Source organism: Streptomyces asoensis (assembly GCF_013085465.1).
In the GTDB taxonomy this organism is placed as follows: domain Bacteria; phylum Actinomycetota; class Actinomycetes; order Streptomycetales; family Streptomycetaceae; genus Streptomyces; species Streptomyces cacaoi_A.
Genome location: NZ_CP049838.1, coordinates 7,495,487 through 7,512,831 on the forward strand (window position 1 = coordinate 7,495,487; position 17,345 = coordinate 7,512,831).

A 17,345-nucleotide genomic window follows, 5' to 3' on the forward strand; every position below is an offset into this window, starting at 1 on the left:
GCGGTGTCGCCTTCGACGTCCGCGGCGATCAGGACGGGGAGGCGGCGGCACGGGTGCCGTCGTCGGCCCGGCCTTCGGTGTCGACGGTGGCAAGGGGGCCGATACGGGACGGCCATGTCCCGGGCGGTGGTGAGGAGTTCACCGAGCCGGGCGGCGACGAGGTGCCGGCGGGTGAGCCCGGTGACTGAGTCCGATCAGCGAGTCCGATGAGGGTGCGAAAGCGGTCGTCCACCGCGCACAAGGTGAGGACGGAGCGTGTCAGGGCACTCGTGGCGTCGGCGATCTCGGCGATCTCGGCGATCTCGGCGAGGCCGGGCGTCGGAGCCACGCCTCGGTTGGTTCCCGCGGGGGCGGTCGGCCGGTCACTTCGCCTCCTCTGGGCTCGGAGCAGCGGGGTCATCGAAATATTTGCACACCAGTGGGCAATAAACTAGCCTGCACATCAACGGGCAATTAACTCGTCGCCTTAGGAGCCCCCCATGCCCTTCCCCGTCAACACACCCGTCGAGAAGATGACCGGGCCGTACGCCAAGCGCTGGTCCGCGCTGATCGTGCTCTGCCTGAGCCTGTTGATCGTGGTCATGGCGAACACCTCACTGATCGTGGCCGCACCGGACATGACCACGGACCTGGGCCTGAGCAGCAGTGACCTCCAGTGGGTCATCGACGGCTACACGGTCCCGTACGCGGCGCTGATGCTCGTGCTGGGGTCGATCGGCGACAAGTACAGCCGCCGTGGCGCGCTCGTCACCGGGCTGCTGGTCTTCGCGGGCGGTTCGGTGATGGGCAGCCTGGTGGATCAGACCGCGCTGGTCATCACGGCCCGCGCGATCATGGGTGTCGGTGCCGCGGTCGTCATGCCGGCCACGCTGTCGCTGCTGGTCGCGATCTTCCCGCGGCGTGAGCGGGCCAAGGCCATCACGGCCTGGACGGCCACCTCGGGGCTGGCCATCGCCGTCGGTCCGCTGGTCGCCGGCTGGCTGCTCCAGGACCATGCGTGGGGCTCGACCTTCCTGATCAACGTCCCCATCGCGGTCGTCGCCGTCGTCGGCGCGCTCGCGCTGATCCCGCCGTCCAAGGCGGCGGGCATGGGCCGGATCGACTACGTCGGCGGTCTGCTGTCGATCGTCTCCGTCGGCTCGCTGGTGTACGCGACCATCGAGGGCCCGCACTTCGGCTGGGGTGCCGGCCCGATCGCCGCGGCCGTGGTCGCCGGGGTCGGCATGGTGGGGTTCGTGGCCTGGGAGCTGCGGCATCCGCATCCGATGCTGGACGTCCGCAAGTTCCGGCTGCGGCCTTTCAGCGGTTCGATGCTGGCGGTGCTGTTCTTCTTCTTCGGCACCTTCGGCGCGATCTACTACTCCACCCAGTTCCTCCAGTTCGTGCTGAACTACGACGCGCTGGAGACCGGTGTACGACTGCTGCCGCTGGCCGGTGCGGTCTTCGTCGGCGCCGCGGTGACCGGGCGGCTGACCCCGAAGCTGGGCGTGCGGGCGATGGTCGTGTCCGGCATGGTGATCGGCACCGTGGGCGTCTTCCTGCTCACCCGGGTCGACACGGGCTCGACGTACACGGACTTCCTCGCCCCGATGATGATGCTGGGCTTCGCGATCGGCCTGAGCGTGTCCCCGGCCACCGACACGATCATGGGGTCGTTCCCGGAGAGTGAGCTGGGTGTCGGCGGCGGCGCCAACGACACCGCGCTGGAGCTGGGCGGATCGCTCGGCATCGCGATCCTCGGCTCGCTCCTCGGCACCGCGTACCGCGACGAGCTGACCGACCTGGTCGGCGGCAACCTTCCCGCCGCCGCCCTGGAGACCGCCAAGGACTCGGTGGGCGGTGGCCTGGCGGTCGCCGAGCAGGTCGCGAAGGACCCCGCCGGTGGGGCGCAGCAGGCGCAGGCCCTGGTCGAGGCGGTGCACGAGGCCTTCGCGCACGGTGTCGCCCAGACCAGCCTGGTCGGCGGGATCATCATGGCCGCCGGCACGCTGATCGTCTTCGCGGTCCTGCCCGGCCGCAAGGCCTCAGCGGACACGGAGCGGTCGCAGCGGTCGGAGGGATCGGAGGGGTCGGGGGAGGTCGCGGCCGCGGAGGAGTACTCCGACGCCTCCCGGTAGACGGTCCGCCCGGCTGCCCGCTCGTCCCGCCCTGCCGCAGGGTTCCTCGGAACTCCGCCGGTGGGGCGATCGGCGTCCGGACTTCAGTCGGAGACGGTGGCGTGTTCCCGCCCCGGCTCCGGCTGCGGTTCCGTCGCCGTGGCCGCCTTCGGAATCAGGCCGCTCATCGCGGCGCACTGTTCGGGCCCCATGACATGGGCCAACGCCCCCGTCACCGTCTCGGCCAGGGCGCCGGACGCCTCCCGGAGCAGGTCCCGGGCCTTGTCGGTGAGGGCCACCTCTATGCCGCGCTTGTCCTCGCACACCGACCTGCGGGTGACGAGACCGGCGTGCTGAAGGCAGGCGATCTGGTACGTCAGCCGGGTCTTGGGCCGCCCCAGCAGCTCCGCGACGCGGGTCATGCGGAGGCCGCCCTGGGGCTGCTCCGCCAGCAGGCACAGGACCAGGAACTCGTCGTGCGAGACGTCGAGCCGCTCCTTGACCACCGAACGCAGCCGCTGCTCCACCGCGCCGGTCGCGGCCAGCAGCAACATCCAGCCACGCAGTTCGGGTGGCAGCAGACCGGCCCCGGCGCCCTGCACTGACGGGCATGCGGGCAGGTCGACGGGGTGTTCAGGGGAATCTGCCATGCTTCGAGTGTATCTCTAGTCCAAATTTGCATGACCCCGTTGTTCAGATTTGGATAACCGGCTAGCGTGGCCCTGACCCTTATCCAGATGTGGAACACCAAGGAGAACTGCCATGACCGTCGCCGTGGAAACAGGACTGTGGCAGCTCGACGCGGGCGCCTCCACCGTCGCCCTGAAGCACAAGGCGATGTGGGGCCTGGTCGCTGCCAAGGGTGTCTTCACCACCGTCAGCGGCGGGGGCGAGGTGGCCGCCGACGGAACCGTCACCGGCACCCTGGTCCTGGACGCTGCCTCCATCGACACCAAGAACGCCAAGCGGGACACGCACCTGCGCAGCGCGGACTTCTTCGACGTCGAGAAGTACCCCGAGATCACCTTCGCTGTGCACGCCGCCGAACTCGGCGCCGACAGGGTGGTGAAGGTGTCCGGCCAGCTGACGGTGCACGGCATCAGCCGCCCGCAGAACTTCACCGCTCGCCTGAGCCAGGTGGACGCGGACGCCGTCACCCTGGATGCCACATTCACCGTGGACCGGAACGAGTTCGGGATCACCCTGAACCAGCTCGGCATGATGGGCGGCCTGACGGCGATCACCACCACGCTCCGCTTCACGCGCACGGTCGCCTGAGGCGTTGGCTGACGCCACGTCAGGGAGCCTTTTTGTGGCCGGCTTTGCGTGATGAAGTGAACTTCCCTGCGGGCGACGGGAGTTCGTAGGCCACCGTGGCGTCGGCGCGGACTCCGCGGAGGGCCGGGGGGCGGGGGCCCTTCGCGATCATCCAGTACGGCTCCATGCGTGTCGGCGGTCCATGTGAAGTGGTGGCCGAGGGCGCCGCCTTGGGTGTTGTCGATCTCAAGTGGCGTGAGTGACACGGCAGTTGTAGAGGTTCGGCGGGCCGACGTGACCCAGATGTACAGCGGGGGCGTCGTCCCCGTCGCCGCAACTGTCGTACGCGCCAGGAGCCGGGACGACGATCAGTACGACCGCGGTGAGCCGACGCGGTGAGCTGACGCGGTGATCCGGGTCGGTGATCCGGGTCGGCCATGCGGGTCGGCCGCCGGTGCGCTCCCGCCGGCGGGCCGGGTGCGGCTGCCAGGCACGGGCGAACTCCGACGGAAGCGCGGTGCCGCGGCAGCCATCCCAGCGGTGCCATCAACAGGCAGTGGCCGTCCTTGGACCGCATCGCCGGGAAGAGAACCGACCGGGGCAGCGCGGTAGCACCGCCGCCGCTGTCAGCATGCTCGCGTGCACATACCGCGAGCCGATCGCTGCCGTCCGCGAGGCACAGCGACACGCGCACCGAGCCCACCCCGCTGATCACCTTCATCGCCGCCGAGCAAGCGGTTTCGCAACGCAATCGGGGCTGGTGAGCGGGGTGCGCCTGGACGTGAAGATTCCGGTGTGGCCGCGGCTGGGAAGCCGCTGCGCGGCACCGGAGACGGTGGCGGTCCGTGTCGCTGTTGGGCTGAACGGGTGACTTGGCGTAAGAATGGCTGGTGCAGGCATTGAAGGCGAGTCAGTTCGGGGGGTGCCGGTGAACCGTTACGACGTCACCGATGAACAGTGGGAAGGGCTCGCTCAGGTTGTTCCGCTGCGGGGCCGGGACGCGTGGCCGTCGGCGGTGAGCCATCGCTCGCTCCCCGACGCGGAGACCGAGACCCGGCGCCGTTTCGTCGTGCTGCGGGTCAACGTCTTCGCGGACGCCCGCGAGGTCGCCGAGACGCTGATGGCGGGCATTCCGGTGCTGCTCGACCTGACGGGCGCGGAGACCGATACCGCCAAGCGGGTCCTGGACTTCTCCACCGGAGTCGTCTTCGGCCTGGCCAGCGGCATGCACCGGGTCGACCGCAACGTCTTCCTGCTGACCCCACCGGGCACCGAGGTCAGCGGAATCATGGAGGGGGCTGGGGTACCCGGAGTCTGAGCGGCCCTGCGGCGTCGAGCGACCGCACCGAGCGCGGCGCTCGGCGACACCCGGCCCATCGGCTCACCCGGCCCATCGGCTCGCGCGGCTCGCGCCGCTCACGTCGCCCTTGCCGTTTGTCGCGCTCCGCGACGATCGTAGGGGGCGTCGCGGTCGCTCGATCGTAGGAAGCTTTTCGGGGCGGAACGGTTCGTCTGGTGGCGGAGTCCTACGGTCCGGATATGCCCTCGCCGTTTACCTCTTCCGCTGCCTCCTCCTCACCCTTACCCCACCCTGCGTCCGACGGGCCGCCGCCCGGGGACGTCTCCCGCACCGTGCCCGCGCAGGCGCCGTCCGTGGCGGAGCGACATGTTCCGTCCCCCGCGCCGGGTCCCCGTACGGCGTCCGCCGGGGTGCGGTACGTCCGGCCCTGCGTCACCGAACTGCGGCTCTCGGCCTTCGCGGGGCATCGGCGGGCCCGGTTTCCGCTGGGGGCGGTCACGCTGTTCGTCGGGGCCAGTGGGAGCGGCAAGAGCAGCGCGCTGCGGGCGTACGAGGCGCTGGCGCGGCTGGGGGGAGGGGCCCCGCTGGGTGAGGTGTTCGCCGACCCGGCCGCGTGTGTGCCGCAGGGGGCGCGGCCCGATGCCCAGCGTCGTCGGGGGTTCCGTATCGGATGCACGGCCGACGGGCCCGGCGGCCCCGTTCTGCTCGACGTCGCCGTGCAGGCCGAACCCGAGCTGCGCATCGTGGGGGAGCGGCTGAGCGCGGCGGGTGTCGTGCTGCTGGAGACGGCGCTGCGCGATCCCGGGCGCCGCACGGTACAGGCCGCCTGGCACACCGGCGGCTCCGCGCCGGTGACGCGCGCCCCGCTGCCCGACGACCGGCTCGGCACCGCCCTGCTGCCGCTGCGCGTGGCCGGCAAGACCGACGGACAGCGGCAGGTGCTCGCCGCCGCGGAACAGATGGTCGTCGCCCTGCGGTCCGTCTTCGCCTGCGATCCGCAGCCCGACTGGATGGGGGGCCCCGTCCCCACCGGCTCCGGCCGACTGCTCGCCGGCTGCGACAATCTCGCCGACGTCCTCTGGCGCACCCGCGAGGAGTGCGGACGGCGGCACGCGCAACTGGTGGCCGCGCTGTCCGCCGGATCCACCGGGCCGGTCGTGGACCTGCGCGCCGAACCGCTGGCCGACGGCACGGTCCGCGCACTGCTCCACCGCGCCGACGGCAGTCGTACGGAACTCGCCCGGCTGGGATACGGCGAGCTGCGCTACGTCGCCCTCGCACTGGTGCTGCTCACCGGGCCGGGCGTCCTCGACGTGGACCCGGCCGGCGAGGTGCCCGCCGCGATGCAGACCCTCACCCTGCTCGCGGACGGCCTCGACCGTGGCCTCGACGTACGACAGCGCGCCGAACTGCTGCGGCTGGCGGTGCGGATGGCCGAGCGCGGGCACATCCGCTGCGTCGGCGCGGTCGGCGACGGGTACGGGGCCACCCGGACGGAGGGAGTGACGGTGGTACACCTGGGTCCGTGACAGAACAACACCTCGACGTGGCGAAGCTCCAGCGCAGACTCGCCGAGTTCGCGGCCGCGCGGAACTGGCAGCCCTTCCACACCCCGAAGAACCTCGTCGCCGCGCTCAGCGTGGAGGCGTCCGAACTGGTCGAGATCTTCCAGTGGTTGACGCCGGAGGAGTCGGCGCGCGTGATGGAGGACCCGGAGACCGCCCACCGGGTGACGGACGAGGTCGCCGACGTGCTCGCCTATCTGCTCCAGCTGTGCGAAGTGCTCGGTGTCGATCCGCTGGCGGCGCTGAACGCGAAGATCGACCGCAACGAGCACAGGTTCCCGGCGCCGTAGCGGTGACACAGCGCGGTGGCCTAGCGGTGGCGTAGCGGTGCCGGGGCGGTACCTCGAAGGTGAGCCGAGCAGTCCGTTTTCACTCTCCGCAGTCGAAGGGCGGACCGAAATCGATTTGTTGTCCACAGATTTCGGTCTTCCTCTGGCTTTTCGCCCCATAGACCCTCACTCTGGGTAGTGGACCGGTGGACACGGGTGTTCGGGCGGACGTGCGGCAGCACGTCGGGGCAGACGGGGGCAGCGCATGGACGCGGTGCGGCTCATCCTGACGAGCAGGCGCGCGCTCGCGGGCGGCGGCGAAGGAGCGGGGATTCTCGCGGAGGTGTGGCAGGCGCAGGCCCTGGCGCAGGCGATCGGCAGTCGCCTCGCCGTCTCGGGCCCGCCCGAACTGCGTGGCGAGGCGCTGGGGCTGACCGAGCTGGCGGGCAGAGGCTGCGGTGTGCTGGGCGCGCCGGACCTCGACCCCGGGGACCTGCTCGCCGCCCGGCTCACCGAACTGGACGACGCCCGCCGGGCGCTGCTCGACCTGAGTGGCCTGCTCGGCGAGGTCGGCATCGCCCTGGTCGGCCTCGCGAGCTCGGCGGACGACCAGGGCACGTACTGGAAGTGCATGGAGGCCATCGACGCGGCGGACGAGTCCAGGGACCGGGTCCTGGAGATGCTGCGCAAGCTGGCGGCGAGGGAGGAACGGGAGGAAAGAGAAGGCGCCCTGCCGGAGAGGTGAGGGAAACCGACCTGTCCGGCACTCGGCGCCCGGCACCCGGCACCCGGCGGAAGGGCGGAAGGGCGGAAGGGCGGAAGGGCGGAAGAGCGGAAGGGGAGGGGGCTGGGGGGGCGAGAGAGAGTCAGCCCGCCATGCCGCCTTCTTCTCCCGGCCCCCGCCGCCCACCCCCGGTCGACTGGAAATCCGAATCCAGCGCCGACAGATCCGCGTTCAAGGCCGCCATCAGCTCCTCCATCTGCTGCAACAACCCCTTCGGCTGGGCTGCGGCGGGGGCTCCGCCCTGCTGCGGCACGGTCTCTTCGGACATGACGGCCTCCTCGGCCCTGGCCCCCCGTGAGGAGAGCGATGCGGGTGCGTCCCGGCGCTGACCAGCCGGGTACGGGCGCCGGGCGGTCCGGCTCCGCCCGCCCAACGATCACCGGAGGGGCGGGTCACTTGCCCGGGCAACCGCCCACGCACGGCACAGGCGTTTTTCACCCGACCGGGGACGGCCGGGGGAGACGGGACCGGTGGGGTTGACGGGAAGGCCGGAGTGCAGGATGGAGGTATGGATCTGCGTATCTTCACCGAGCCCCAGCAGGGGGCGACCTACGACACCCTCCTCACCGTGGCGAAGGCCACCGAGGACCTCGGGTTCGACGCCTTCTTCCGGTCCGACCACTATCTGAAGATGGGCGACGTGAGCGGTCTCCCGGGTCCCACGGACGCCTGGATCACCCTCGCCGGGCTCGCCCGCGAGACCAAGCGCATACGCCTCGGCACGCTGATGACCGCCGGCACCTTCCGGCTGCCCGGCGTCCTCGCCATCCAGGTCGCGCAGGTGGACCAGATGTCCGGCGGCCGCGTCGAACTGGGCCTGGGCGCGGGCTGGTTCGAGGAGGAGCACACGGCGTACGGCATCCCCTTCCCGAAGGAGAAGATCGGCCGGCTGGAGGAGCAGCTGGAGATCGTCACGGGTCTGTGGGCGACGGAGCTCGGCAAGACGTACGACTTCCACGGCACGTACTACGACCTCACCGACTCGCCCGCGCTGCCCAAGCCCGTGCAGGCGAAGATCCCGGTGCTGATCGGCGGCACCGGTGCGACCCGCACGCCGCGGCTGGCCGCCCGGTTCGCCGACGAGTTCAACATGCCGTTCGGCTCGGTCGAGGACAGTGAGCGCCAGTTCGGCCGGGTGCGGGCGGCCGCGCAGGAGATCGGCCGCGCAGCCGACGCGATCACCTTCTCCAACGCCCTCGTCGTCTGCGTCGGCAAGGACGACCAGGAACTCGCCCGGCGTGCCGCCGCGATCGGCCGTGAGGTCGACGAGCTGAAGGCCAACGGGCTGGCCGGTTCCCCGGCCGAGGTCGTCGACAAGATCGGCCGTTACGCCGAGGCCGGCTCCCGGCGGTTCTACCTCCAGGTCCTCGACCTGCACGACCTGGACCACCTGGAGTTGATCTCCGCCCAGGTGCAGGCGCAGCTGACCTAGCACGGGGGACAGGGACGTGAACGGCGGCGCGCCCCGGCTCGGCTTGGACATCGTTGTCCTCCTTGTCCGGCAGTCGGGAGGCGCCGCCGATCATCTGTGACACGGCTGTGACCGGAGGTATGGCCTCCGTCACAGTCGGCATGGCCGGGCCCTGATGAGGTGGCCGGATGTGCAGACCCCTCCCACTCCTCCCGGCCCTCGCCGCCGTGCTGCTCCTCACGGCATGCGGATCGGAACACGCCGGCACGCAGAACGGCGGCGTCGGCGCGAGCGGCTCGACGCCGCGGACGCAGGTCACCGAGCCCGCCGTGGACGGGGTCCGGATCACCTCGGTGACCATCCCCTCCGCCTCCGCGAGCCCCAGCACATCCGGCGGCGGCCCCGTCAAGGTCGAACGCCTCCCGACCGGGCTCGCCGCCGACTCCGGCATCTCGGCCGCCTACGAGGTCACCAACTCCGGTACCGAGGAGCTGACGTACACCGTCCTGTTCGACTTCACGACGAGCGCGGGCGAGGTCATGAGCAACGAGCGGGTGACCGTGCGCTCGGTGGGGGCCGGCCGGACGGTACGGGGCACTGTCCGACCGGGAATGCTCGCGCCGGGAGCTTCCCCGGTCACGATGGTGAAGGTCGGCGAGGTGACCAAGGTCCCGGCCGACGAGGCGCCGACCGAGGCCGGGGTCTGCCCGCCCTCCGGGATCCGCGTCTCCGCCGACGACGGCGATGCCGCGATGGGGCTGCGCGTCGTGGGACTCGTCCTGGAGAACTGCGGCGATCGCGACTACACAGTGGACGGCTACCCACAGGTGAGCCTCCTCGACGAGGACCATGAGCCGATCGGCGGCGTCAAGATCTTCAAGGGCAGCGGCGGTATCTCCACCGTCACCGGGTTCGACGACCCGCCCCGGCCCGTCACCCTGAAGCCCGGCGAACGCGCGAGCGCCGGCCTGATGTGGCGCAACACCACCGGCTCCGGCACCGCGGTCGACGTCCCGTACGTCCGGGTGCGCGCCAAGTCAGACGCCGCGCCGGTGATGGTGACCCCCCACCTGGACCTCGGCACCACCGGAAAACTGGGCGTCAGCCCATGGCGAAGCACACCGGAGTAACAGACGGAGAGACGGAACACTCCGCCGCCCGGCGGCCCGGGGGTGCGGCTCGGCCTGGCGCTCGGCGGCCCGGGGGTGCGGCTCGGCCTGGCGCTCGGCGGCCCGGGGGTGCGGCTCGGCCTGGCGCTCGGCGGCCCGGGGGTGCGGCTCGGCCTGGCGCTCGGCGGCCCGGGGGTGCGGCTCGGCCTGGCGCTCGGCGGCTCGGGGGTGCGGCTCGGCCTGGCGCTCGGCGGCTCGGGGGTGCGGCTCGGCCTGGCGCTCGGCGGCTCGGGGGTGCGGCTCGGCCTGGCGCTCGGCGGCCCCGGGGAGCAGCCCGGTCCGCCGCCCGGCTGCCCCCGGCGAGTCGTCCGACCCGCAGGCCCCGCCCCCCGGCGATTCCTCCTGCCGCCCGCCCACGTCCCCGCCCCCGGCACCCGGTGTCTGACCAGTGCGGACGGTCGTCGGCCGGCTTGGAAAATCGCGAGTGGTGGGGAAGCGTTCTCTGTACGTTGTAGGGGTGCGCGAGCGCACGATCAGCGCTTTCGCTCCTTCTTCCGAACCCTACCGAGGCACCCACGTGTTCCTGACGATCAGCACCACCGGCACCCCCGAACGTCCCGCCACCGACCTGGGCTTCCTGCTGCACAAGCATCCCGACAAGGCGCAGGCGTTCTCCACCTCCTACGGCAAGGCCCACGTCCTCTATCCCGAGGCCGATGCCGAGCGCTGCACGGCGGCGCTGCTGCTGGAGGTGGACGCCGTGGCGCTGGTCCGGCGCGGCAAGGGCAAGGGCCGGGGCGGTGCTCCGGACGCGGCCCTCGCCCAGTACGTGAACGACCGCCCCTACGCGGCCTCCTCACTGCTCGCGGTCGCCCTGAGCGGCGTGTTCTCCAGCGCGATGCGCGGCGTCTGCGCGGCGAAGCCCGAACTCCCCGCTCAGACACGGCCGTTGCGGGTCGAGGTGCCCGCACTGCCCGCCCGCGGCGGCGCCGACCTGGTACGCGCTCTCTTCGAGCCGCTCGGCTGGGCCGTGAGTGCCGAACCGGTGGCTCTCGACACGGAGTTCGAGGAGTGGGGCGACTCGCGGTACGTGAGCCTGGTCCTGGAGTCGGAGACGCTCACCGTCGCCGAGGCCCTGCGTCACCTGTACGTCCTGCTGCCCGTCCTCGACGACGCCAAGCACTACTGGGTCGCCTCCGACGAGGTCGACAAGCTGCTGCGCGCCGGCGAGGGCTGGCTGTCCGAGCACCCTCAGCAGAAACTGATCACCAGCCGTTACCTCTCCCGCCGCTGGTCGCTGACCCGCCAGGCGATGGAGCGGCTGGAGCTGGTCCGGCTCGCCGAAGCCGACGACAGCGAGGTCGAGGAGATCGACAACGCGGTCGAGGCGGAGGCCGAGACGGAGGAGCGTCCGACCCCGCTGGCCGTGCTGCGCCGCGAGGCGATCGTCACGGCGCTGACGGAGTCCGGGGCCGCCCGGGTCCTTGACCTCGGCTGCGGCCAGGGCCAGTTGGTGCAGGCGCTGCTGAAGGACCCGCGCTTCACCGAGATCGTCGGTGTCGACGTGTCGATGCGCGCGCTCACCATCGCCTCCCGGCGGCTGAAGCTGGACCGCATGGGCGAGCGGCAGGCCTCCCGCGTCCAGCTCCTCCAGAGCTCGCTCGCCTACACCGACACCCGCCTCAAGGGCTACGACGCCGCCGTGCTCAGCGAGGTGATCGAGCACCTCGACCTGCCCAGGCTGCCCGCCCTGGAGTACGCGGTGTTCGGTGCGGCCCGCCCGCGCACGGTCCTCGTGACCACGCCGAACGTCGAGTACAACGTCCGCTGGGAGAGCCTCCCGGCAGGCCACGTCCGGCACGGCGACCACCGCTTCGAGTGGACCCGCGAGGAGTTCCGCGGCTGGGCGGCCAAGGTCGCCGAACGGCACGGCTACGCCGTCGAGTTCGTCCCGGTCGGCCTGGACGACCCGGAGGTCGGGCCGCCCACCCAGATGGCCGTTTTCACCATGAGCAGCGTGAACGAGAAGGAGGCGAAGGCAGCATGACCGAGACTCAGGTTTCCATGAAGCAGGGCCGTGTACTGCCCGTCACCGACCTCTCCCTCGTCGTGCTGATCGGCGCGTCCGGGTCCGGCAAGTCCACTTTCGCCCGCCGCAACTTCAAGCCCACCGAGGTCATCTCCTCGGACTTCTGCCGAGGTCTGGTCTCCGACGACGAGAACGACCAGAGCGCGACACGGGACGCCTTCGACGTCCTGCACTACATCGCGGGCAAGCGGCTCGCGGCCGGCCGCCGCACGGTGGTCGACGCGACCAGCGTGCAGCAGGACGCCCGCCGTCAGCTGGTCGACCTGGCGAAGCAGTACGACGTGCTGCCCATCGCCATCGTGCTGGACGTGCCGGAGGAGGTGTGCGCCGAACGCAATGCGGCCCGCACCGACCGCGCCGACATGCCCCGGCGGGTCATCCAGCGCCACACCCGCGAACTCCGCCGCTCGCTGCGCCACCTGGAGCGTGAGGGCTTCCGCAAGGTGCACGTCCTGCGGGGCGTCGAGGACATCGAGAGCGCCTCAGTTGTCACCGAGAAGCGCTTCAATGACCTGACCCACGTCACCGGCCCCTTCGACATCATCGGCGACATCCACGGCTGCGCCTTCGAACTGGAAGGCCTGCTCGGCAAGTTGGGCTATGTGGACGGCGTCCACCCGGAGGGCCGGCAAGCCGTGTTCGTCGGTGACCTGGTCGACCGGGGCCCGGACAGCCCGGGCGTCCTGCGCCGCGTGATGGCGATGGTCAAGTCGGGCAACGCCCTCTGCGTGCCGGGCAACCACGAGAACAAGTACGGCCGTCACCTGCGTGGCCGCAAGGTCCAGCACACCCACGGCCTGGCCGAGACCATCGAGCAGATGGAGAGCGAGAGCGAGGAGTTCCACGCCGAGGTACGGGAGTTCATCGACGGCCTCGTCAGCCACTACGTCCTCGACGGCGGCAGGCTCGTGGTCTGCCACGCGGGCCTGCCGGAGAAGTACCACGGCCGCACGTCCGGCCGCGTCCGCTCGCACGCGCTGTACGGCGACACCACCGGCGAGACCGACGAGTTCGGCCTGCCGGTGCGCTACCCGTGGGCGGAGGACTACCGGGGCCGTGCGGCGGTGGTCTACGGCCACACGCCCGTCCCGGAGGCCACCTGGCTGAACAACACCATCTGCCTGGACACCGGCGCCGTGTTCGGCGGCAAGCTGACCGCGCTGCGCTGGCCGGAGCGCGAGCTGGTCGACGTACCGGCGGAGCAGGTCTGGTACGAGCCGGCGAAGCCGCTGCGCTCCGAGGCGCCCGGCGGGCACGACGGCCGTCCGCTGGACCTGGCGGACGTGCACGGCCGACGCATTGTCGAAACCCGTTACGAGGGTCAGAACCGTGTCTCCATCCGCGAGGAGAACGCGGCCGCGGCCCTGGAGGTCATGAGCCGTTTCGCGGTGGACCCGCGGCTGCTGCCGTACCTGCCGCCGACGATGGCCCCCACGGCCACCTCGCACGTCGAGGGCTACCTGGAGCACCCGGCGGAGGCGTTCGCGCAGTACGCGCAGGACGGTGTCGCGCGGGTCGTGTGCGAGGAGAAGCACATGGGCTCGAGGGCGGTGGCCCTGGTGTGCCGGGACGCGGAAACGGCGCGTAAGCGTTTCGGAGTGGACGGCCCCACCGGATCCCTCTACACCCGCACGGGCCGGCCGTTCTTCGACGACGAGAGCGTGACGGAGGAGATCCTCGGCCGGATACGGACGGCGGTGGAAGAGGCGGGCCTCTGGTCGGAGCTGGCCGCACCCGACAGCGCCTCCGGCGCGGTCGACTGGCTTCTGCTGGACGCCGAGCTGATGCCCTGGTCGCTGAAGGCCTCGGGTCTGCTCCGCTCGCAGTACGCGGCCGTGGGCGCCGCGTCCCGCGCGGTCTTCCCGGGCGCCCTGTCCGCCCTGGAAGGCGCGGCGGCACGCGGTGTCGACGTCGGGGACCTCCTCTCCCGCCAGCGCGAACGCGCCTCGGACGCGGCAGCGTTCACCGAGGCGTACCGTCGCTACTGCTGGACGACGGACGGCCTGGACGGCGTACGGCTGGCCCCGTTCCAGATCCTCGCGGTCCAGGGCCGCAGCCTCGCCGACCTGCCGCACGACGAGCAGCTGTCGCTCCTCGACCGGCTGGTGGAACACGACAACACGGGCCTGCTCCAGACCACCCGGCGCCTCTACGTCGACACGGCCGACCCCGAGTCGGTCCAGGCCGGTGTCGACTGGTGGCTGGAGATGACGGGCCGAGGCGGCGAGGGCATGGTCGTCAAGCCGCTGGGCGCCCTGGTCCGAGGGGGGTCCCCCCGCTCGAGCGAAGCCGAGAGTGGGGGAAGTGCGGGCCGCCTGGTCCAGCCCGGCATCAAGTGCCGGGGCCGCGAGTACCTCCGGATCATCTACGGCCCGGAGTACACCCGGCCCGACAACCTCGCCCGACTGCGCGGGCGCTTCCTCAACCACAAACGGTCGTTGGCGATCCGCGAGTACGCCCTCGGCCTGGAGGCCCTGGCCCGCCTGGCCGAGGGGGAGCCCCTGTGGCGCGTCCACGAGGCGGTGTTCGGCGTGCTGGCCCTGGAGTCGGAGCCGGTGGACCCGCGGTTGTGAGCGGGGCGTCGGGCTTCGACGCGACGGGCGAGGAGCTGTGCTGCGCGGCGTTCGTCCGGCTGGACGGGGCGCTGCGGGTGCTCGCCGCCCGGGCCGGGCTGTCCGACCGCTACGACGTGGTCGCCGAGGGGATGCAGCACCTCATGGCGTCCCTCGGCGGACAGGAGCTCGACGGCAAGGTGCTGGGGGCGGCGTTCGGCGAGAACTGGGGTCTGGATGCCAGGTATGCGCCTGAGCTGCCGGGCGCGGACTTCTTCAGGGAGGGGTCGAGGCTCGTGTTCATCGCGCTCGTCGCCGCCCGGCCCGACCGGCAGCTCACCCCCGAGCAGGGGGTGGGCAAGGCCGTGGACGCGGCGGCCGCCTGGCCGTCGGACGTCCGGATCGGCTCCTTCACCCGGCTCGTCGACTTCGAACTGGCCTGCCAGAAGGAGGCGGCGGAGCGGCTCCGCTCAGCGGGTCTGCCCGCGCTGCGCGAGCTGGCCGAGGCACGAGCGGAGGAGTACCGCAGGGTGGCGGAGGCGCTGCCGCCCCTGACCGGTGGGCATGCGGGGGCGCTGCCGTCCTGACCGCAGGGGGCCGAGCCGCTGTGGGCCCGGCCGGTGGGCGTGCGGAGCGACTGCCTGCCCGACCGGTGGACGAGTGTGCTGCGGATCGATCCACCACCGGCCTCAACTCGTCACCCGCGGGCGGGGGTTGGCGCTGCGGCTCAACCGACGAGCCGCAGCGCCGCCTCCGCCCGCCCCACCCGTACGCGCTGCCCCCACGTCAGCTCCACCGCATCGCTTTCGATCCCGTCACCGAAGGCGATGAGCCGTTCCGACTCGACGGTGAGCGTCAGACGGCCGCCGGCCGCGAGCTCGCCCGCGACCAGCGAGGTGCCGGTCGCGGGGGAGGGCCACGCCTCCCGTACGAACCACACCAGCCGGTCCTCCGTCGGGCCCGGAAGGCGCAGGCCCATGTCGCCCCCGCCGCCGCCCCGCTCCTGCCACACCGACCGGATCCAGCCGGTCGCCCCGGTGCCCGTGCCCACCAGCACCCCGGAGGAGGCCTGGGCCTCGACGGCACCCCCGTCGTCGTCGAGGCCCAGGCGGTAGCGGGCGGTCTGGTGCCCCGCGGCGCCCAGGTAGATCTCGTTGAGGGCCAGCAGCCGCTGGGTGTCGTCGGCCACCGCCTCGACCATGGTCAGCCCGTCCGTGCCGGTGCCCGCCGCGAGCACGGAGGGCAGGAGCAGCCGGGCGTCCGCCGGGCGGTGGCGGACCAGGACGCCCGGGTTGCGGCCGGGGTCGGTGTCGATGCCCACCACCGGCTGTCCGGCCAGGTACTTGGCGACGTTCGCCACCAGTCCGTCCTGGCCGACCACGACCACGACGTCCTCGGGTGCGAAGAGGAAGCGGTCCAAGTCCGCGCGCTCCACCCGGGTCTGACGCCAGGTCAGAGGTATCGCCGCCGTCACCTCCGCCATGGCCCGCCTGGTGCGGCGGTGGCGTTCGGCGATCTCCTCGATGTCCCGGCCCCGCGAGGAGAGGAAGAAGGCGGCCTGGCCGTGGGTGCCGTGCCGGGCCACCAACTCCTCGTACTCCGTGATGCGGTGGACCAGCACGGCCCGCGGGGCGAGACTCATTCCCGTTCCCCGGCGCCGAGCCTCGACAGGAGCCCGGTGAGGACGTCCGGCGAGATCGTCACGCTGTCGATGCGCGGCAGGTTCTCGGCCAGGCGTGTCCCGGTGAGGGCGTGCAGGGTCGCCACGTCGACGTCCGCGTGCACGCGCAGCCAGGCCGCCTGTGCCTGGGCCCGCGCCTCGCCGACCTCGCGCGCCGCCTGCGCCTCGGCGTGGGCGAGTTGGACCGAGCGGGCCGCCTCCGCCTCCGCGAGCCGGACCGTGCGCGTCGCCTCCGCCTGGGTCAGCCGCTCCGTGCGCTGCGCCTCGGCGTCCGCCAGCCGCACCTGCTTCGCGGCCTCCGCCTCCGCCAGCTTCACCGACCGCGCGGCCTCCGCCTCCGCGAGCCGCACGGACCGGGTGGCTTCCGCCTCCGCCCGTACCTTGTCCGCCGCCGCGTTCTCCTCCGCCTCACGACGGGTGTTCGTACCGCGCTGTTCGACCAACTGCTCCTCACGGCGGGCCAGTTCGATCTTGCTGGCCAGTTCGTTCTCGGCGATCGTCCGCTCCCGCTCGACGGCCACCGCCCGCCGCTCGTACGTCGCCCGGTCGGCCTCCTGCTGGATCTGCTCACGTGCCGGGGTGCGCAGCGCCCGTTCCACCTCCGGTTCCGGACGCAGCGCGACGACCCGCACGGCCACGATCTCGATGCCCGTGGCCGGCAGTCGCGGCTCCGCCGCCAGCCCCGCTGCGACCCGCTCCCGTACCGACTTCACGCCGTCCACCAGCGCCGACGCCAGCGACGTACGCGCGAGGACGTCCAGCGCGTGCTGTTGCGCCGTCTCCGTCAGCAGGGTGCCGAGCTGTTCCAGGGGCGCACTGCGCCACACGCCCGTGTCCGGGTCGATGGAGAAGTCGAGGCGGGCGGCGGCGACGGCCGGGTCGCTGATCCGGTAGGTCACCGTCGCCTGCACCGCCACGTCCTGGAAGTCGACCGTGCGGGCGTGGAAGGTCATCGCCAACTCACGGTCGTCCACCGGCACTTCGGAGAGCGCCGCGCTCAGTGAGCGGAACCAGAAGCTGAGCCCGGGACCGTCGTGCGCCAGCTTGCCGGAGCGGTGGTGGCGCACATGCGCCGTCGGAGCGCCGCGCAGATGGCGCCAGCCCAGGCGCCGGGTGATGTCGGCCATGAGAGACCCCCCTCGTTCCATTTCTCGTCAGTGCGACGATAAGGAAAACGATAGTCGCGCGTTCCCCTTGTCGTCAAGGGGACGAGAACGGGTGGAAGGCGGCGG

At 71.9% G+C, this 17,345-nt stretch carries 16 protein-coding genes; 11 read left to right on the forward strand and 5 right to left on the reverse strand.

Annotated features, from left to right (window positions below):
- Positions 1-28: 28 nt before the first annotated feature.
- Positions 29-328 carry a hypothetical protein gene (locus G9272_RS33690; RefSeq protein WP_171400008.1) on the reverse strand — a complete coding sequence of 100 codons (300 nt, stop codon included), beginning with the start codon at positions 326-328 and terminating at the stop codon, positions 29-31.
- Between the two features lie 151 nt (positions 329-479).
- On the opposite strand from G9272_RS33690, the gene G9272_RS33695 reads away from it, so the two are divergent.
- Positions 480-2,117: an MFS transporter gene (locus G9272_RS33695; RefSeq protein WP_171400009.1), complete on the forward strand. Its 1,638-nt coding sequence runs from the start codon at positions 480-482 to the stop codon at positions 2,115-2,117.
- An 83-nt stretch (positions 2,118-2,200) separates the two neighbouring features.
- Here the strand turns inward: G9272_RS33695 and G9272_RS33700 are convergent, their stop codons facing one another.
- The gene (locus tag G9272_RS33700) at positions 2,201-2,746 is read right to left on the reverse strand and encodes a MarR family winged helix-turn-helix transcriptional regulator (protein ID WP_171400010.1); all 546 of its coding nucleotides are present in this window, start codon (positions 2,744-2,746) and stop codon (positions 2,201-2,203) included.
- Between the two features lie 112 nt (positions 2,747-2,858).
- On the opposite strand from G9272_RS33700, the gene G9272_RS33705 reads away from it, so the two are divergent.
- From G9272_RS33705 to G9272_RS33725, 5 genes are all read left to right on the forward strand, one after another.
- Complete coding sequence (locus G9272_RS33705; protein ID WP_171400011.1) at positions 2,859-3,374, forward strand: YceI family protein; 516 nt, start codon at positions 2,859-2,861, stop codon at positions 3,372-3,374.
- A gap of 907 nt (positions 3,375-4,281) precedes the next feature.
- Entirely contained in the window at positions 4,282-4,671 is a 390-nt protein-coding gene (locus G9272_RS33710) for a cell division protein SepF (RefSeq protein ID WP_028806047.1), read from the forward strand.
- A 335-nt stretch (positions 4,672-5,006) separates the two neighbouring features.
- Entirely contained in the window at positions 5,007-6,182 is a 1,176-nt protein-coding gene (locus tag G9272_RS33715) for an ATP-binding protein (protein WP_437184329.1), read from the forward strand.
- The gene (locus tag G9272_RS33720; protein ID WP_171400012.1) at positions 6,179-6,508 is read left to right on the forward strand and encodes a nucleotide pyrophosphohydrolase; all 330 of its coding nucleotides are present in this window, start codon (positions 6,179-6,181) and stop codon (positions 6,506-6,508) included. The genes G9272_RS33715 and G9272_RS33720 overlap by 4 nt, the downstream gene beginning before the upstream one ends.
- Before the next feature lie 244 nt (positions 6,509-6,752).
- Positions 6,753-7,232, forward strand: a complete 480-nt coding sequence (locus tag G9272_RS33725) for a DUF6099 family protein (RefSeq protein WP_171400013.1) — start codon at positions 6,753-6,755, stop codon at positions 7,230-7,232.
- Positions 7,233-7,353: 121 nt separating this feature from the next.
- Here G9272_RS33725 and G9272_RS33730 read toward each other — a convergent pair whose 3' ends face one another.
- Positions 7,354-7,539: a hypothetical protein gene (locus G9272_RS33730; RefSeq protein ID WP_171400014.1), complete on the reverse strand. Its 186-nt coding sequence runs from the start codon at positions 7,537-7,539 to the stop codon at positions 7,354-7,356.
- A 240-nt stretch (positions 7,540-7,779) separates the two neighbouring features.
- Between G9272_RS33730 and G9272_RS33735 the strand changes: the two genes are divergently transcribed.
- The 5 genes from G9272_RS33735 (at position 7,780) to G9272_RS33755 (ending at position 15,019) form a co-directional block, all read left to right on the forward strand.
- The gene (locus G9272_RS33735) at positions 7,780-8,703 is read left to right on the forward strand and encodes an LLM class F420-dependent oxidoreductase (RefSeq protein ID WP_171400015.1); all 924 of its coding nucleotides are present in this window, start codon (positions 7,780-7,782) and stop codon (positions 8,701-8,703) included.
- A 167-nt stretch (positions 8,704-8,870) separates the two neighbouring features.
- Entirely contained in the window at positions 8,871-9,812 is a 942-nt protein-coding gene (locus tag G9272_RS33740; protein WP_171400016.1) for a DUF4232 domain-containing protein, read from the forward strand.
- Between the two features lie 556 nt (positions 9,813-10,368).
- Positions 10,369-11,838, forward strand: a complete 1,470-nt coding sequence (locus tag G9272_RS33745; protein WP_171400017.1) for a 3' terminal RNA ribose 2'-O-methyltransferase Hen1 — start codon at positions 10,369-10,371, stop codon at positions 11,836-11,838.
- Positions 11,835-14,453, forward strand: a complete 2,619-nt coding sequence (locus G9272_RS33750; RefSeq protein ID WP_171400018.1) for a polynucleotide kinase-phosphatase — start codon at positions 11,835-11,837, stop codon at positions 14,451-14,453. Before G9272_RS33745 ends, G9272_RS33750 begins: the two co-directional genes overlap by 4 nt.
- A complete protein-coding gene (locus G9272_RS33755) occupies positions 14,450-15,019 on the forward strand; it encodes a hypothetical protein (protein WP_171400019.1) in 570 nt (189 codons plus the stop codon). Before G9272_RS33750 ends, G9272_RS33755 begins: the two co-directional genes overlap by 4 nt.
- Positions 15,020-15,159: 140 nt before the next feature.
- Here the strand turns inward: G9272_RS33755 and G9272_RS33760 are convergent, their stop codons facing one another.
- A complete protein-coding gene (locus G9272_RS33760; protein ID WP_171400020.1) occupies positions 15,160-16,074 on the reverse strand; it encodes an NAD(+)/NADH kinase in 915 nt (304 codons plus the stop codon).
- The gene (locus G9272_RS33765; RefSeq protein WP_171400021.1) at positions 16,071-17,240 is read right to left on the reverse strand and encodes an SPFH domain-containing protein; all 1,170 of its coding nucleotides are present in this window, start codon (positions 17,238-17,240) and stop codon (positions 16,071-16,073) included. Before G9272_RS33765 ends, G9272_RS33760 begins: the two co-directional genes overlap by 4 nt.
- Between the last annotated feature and the right edge of the window lie 105 nt (positions 17,241-17,345).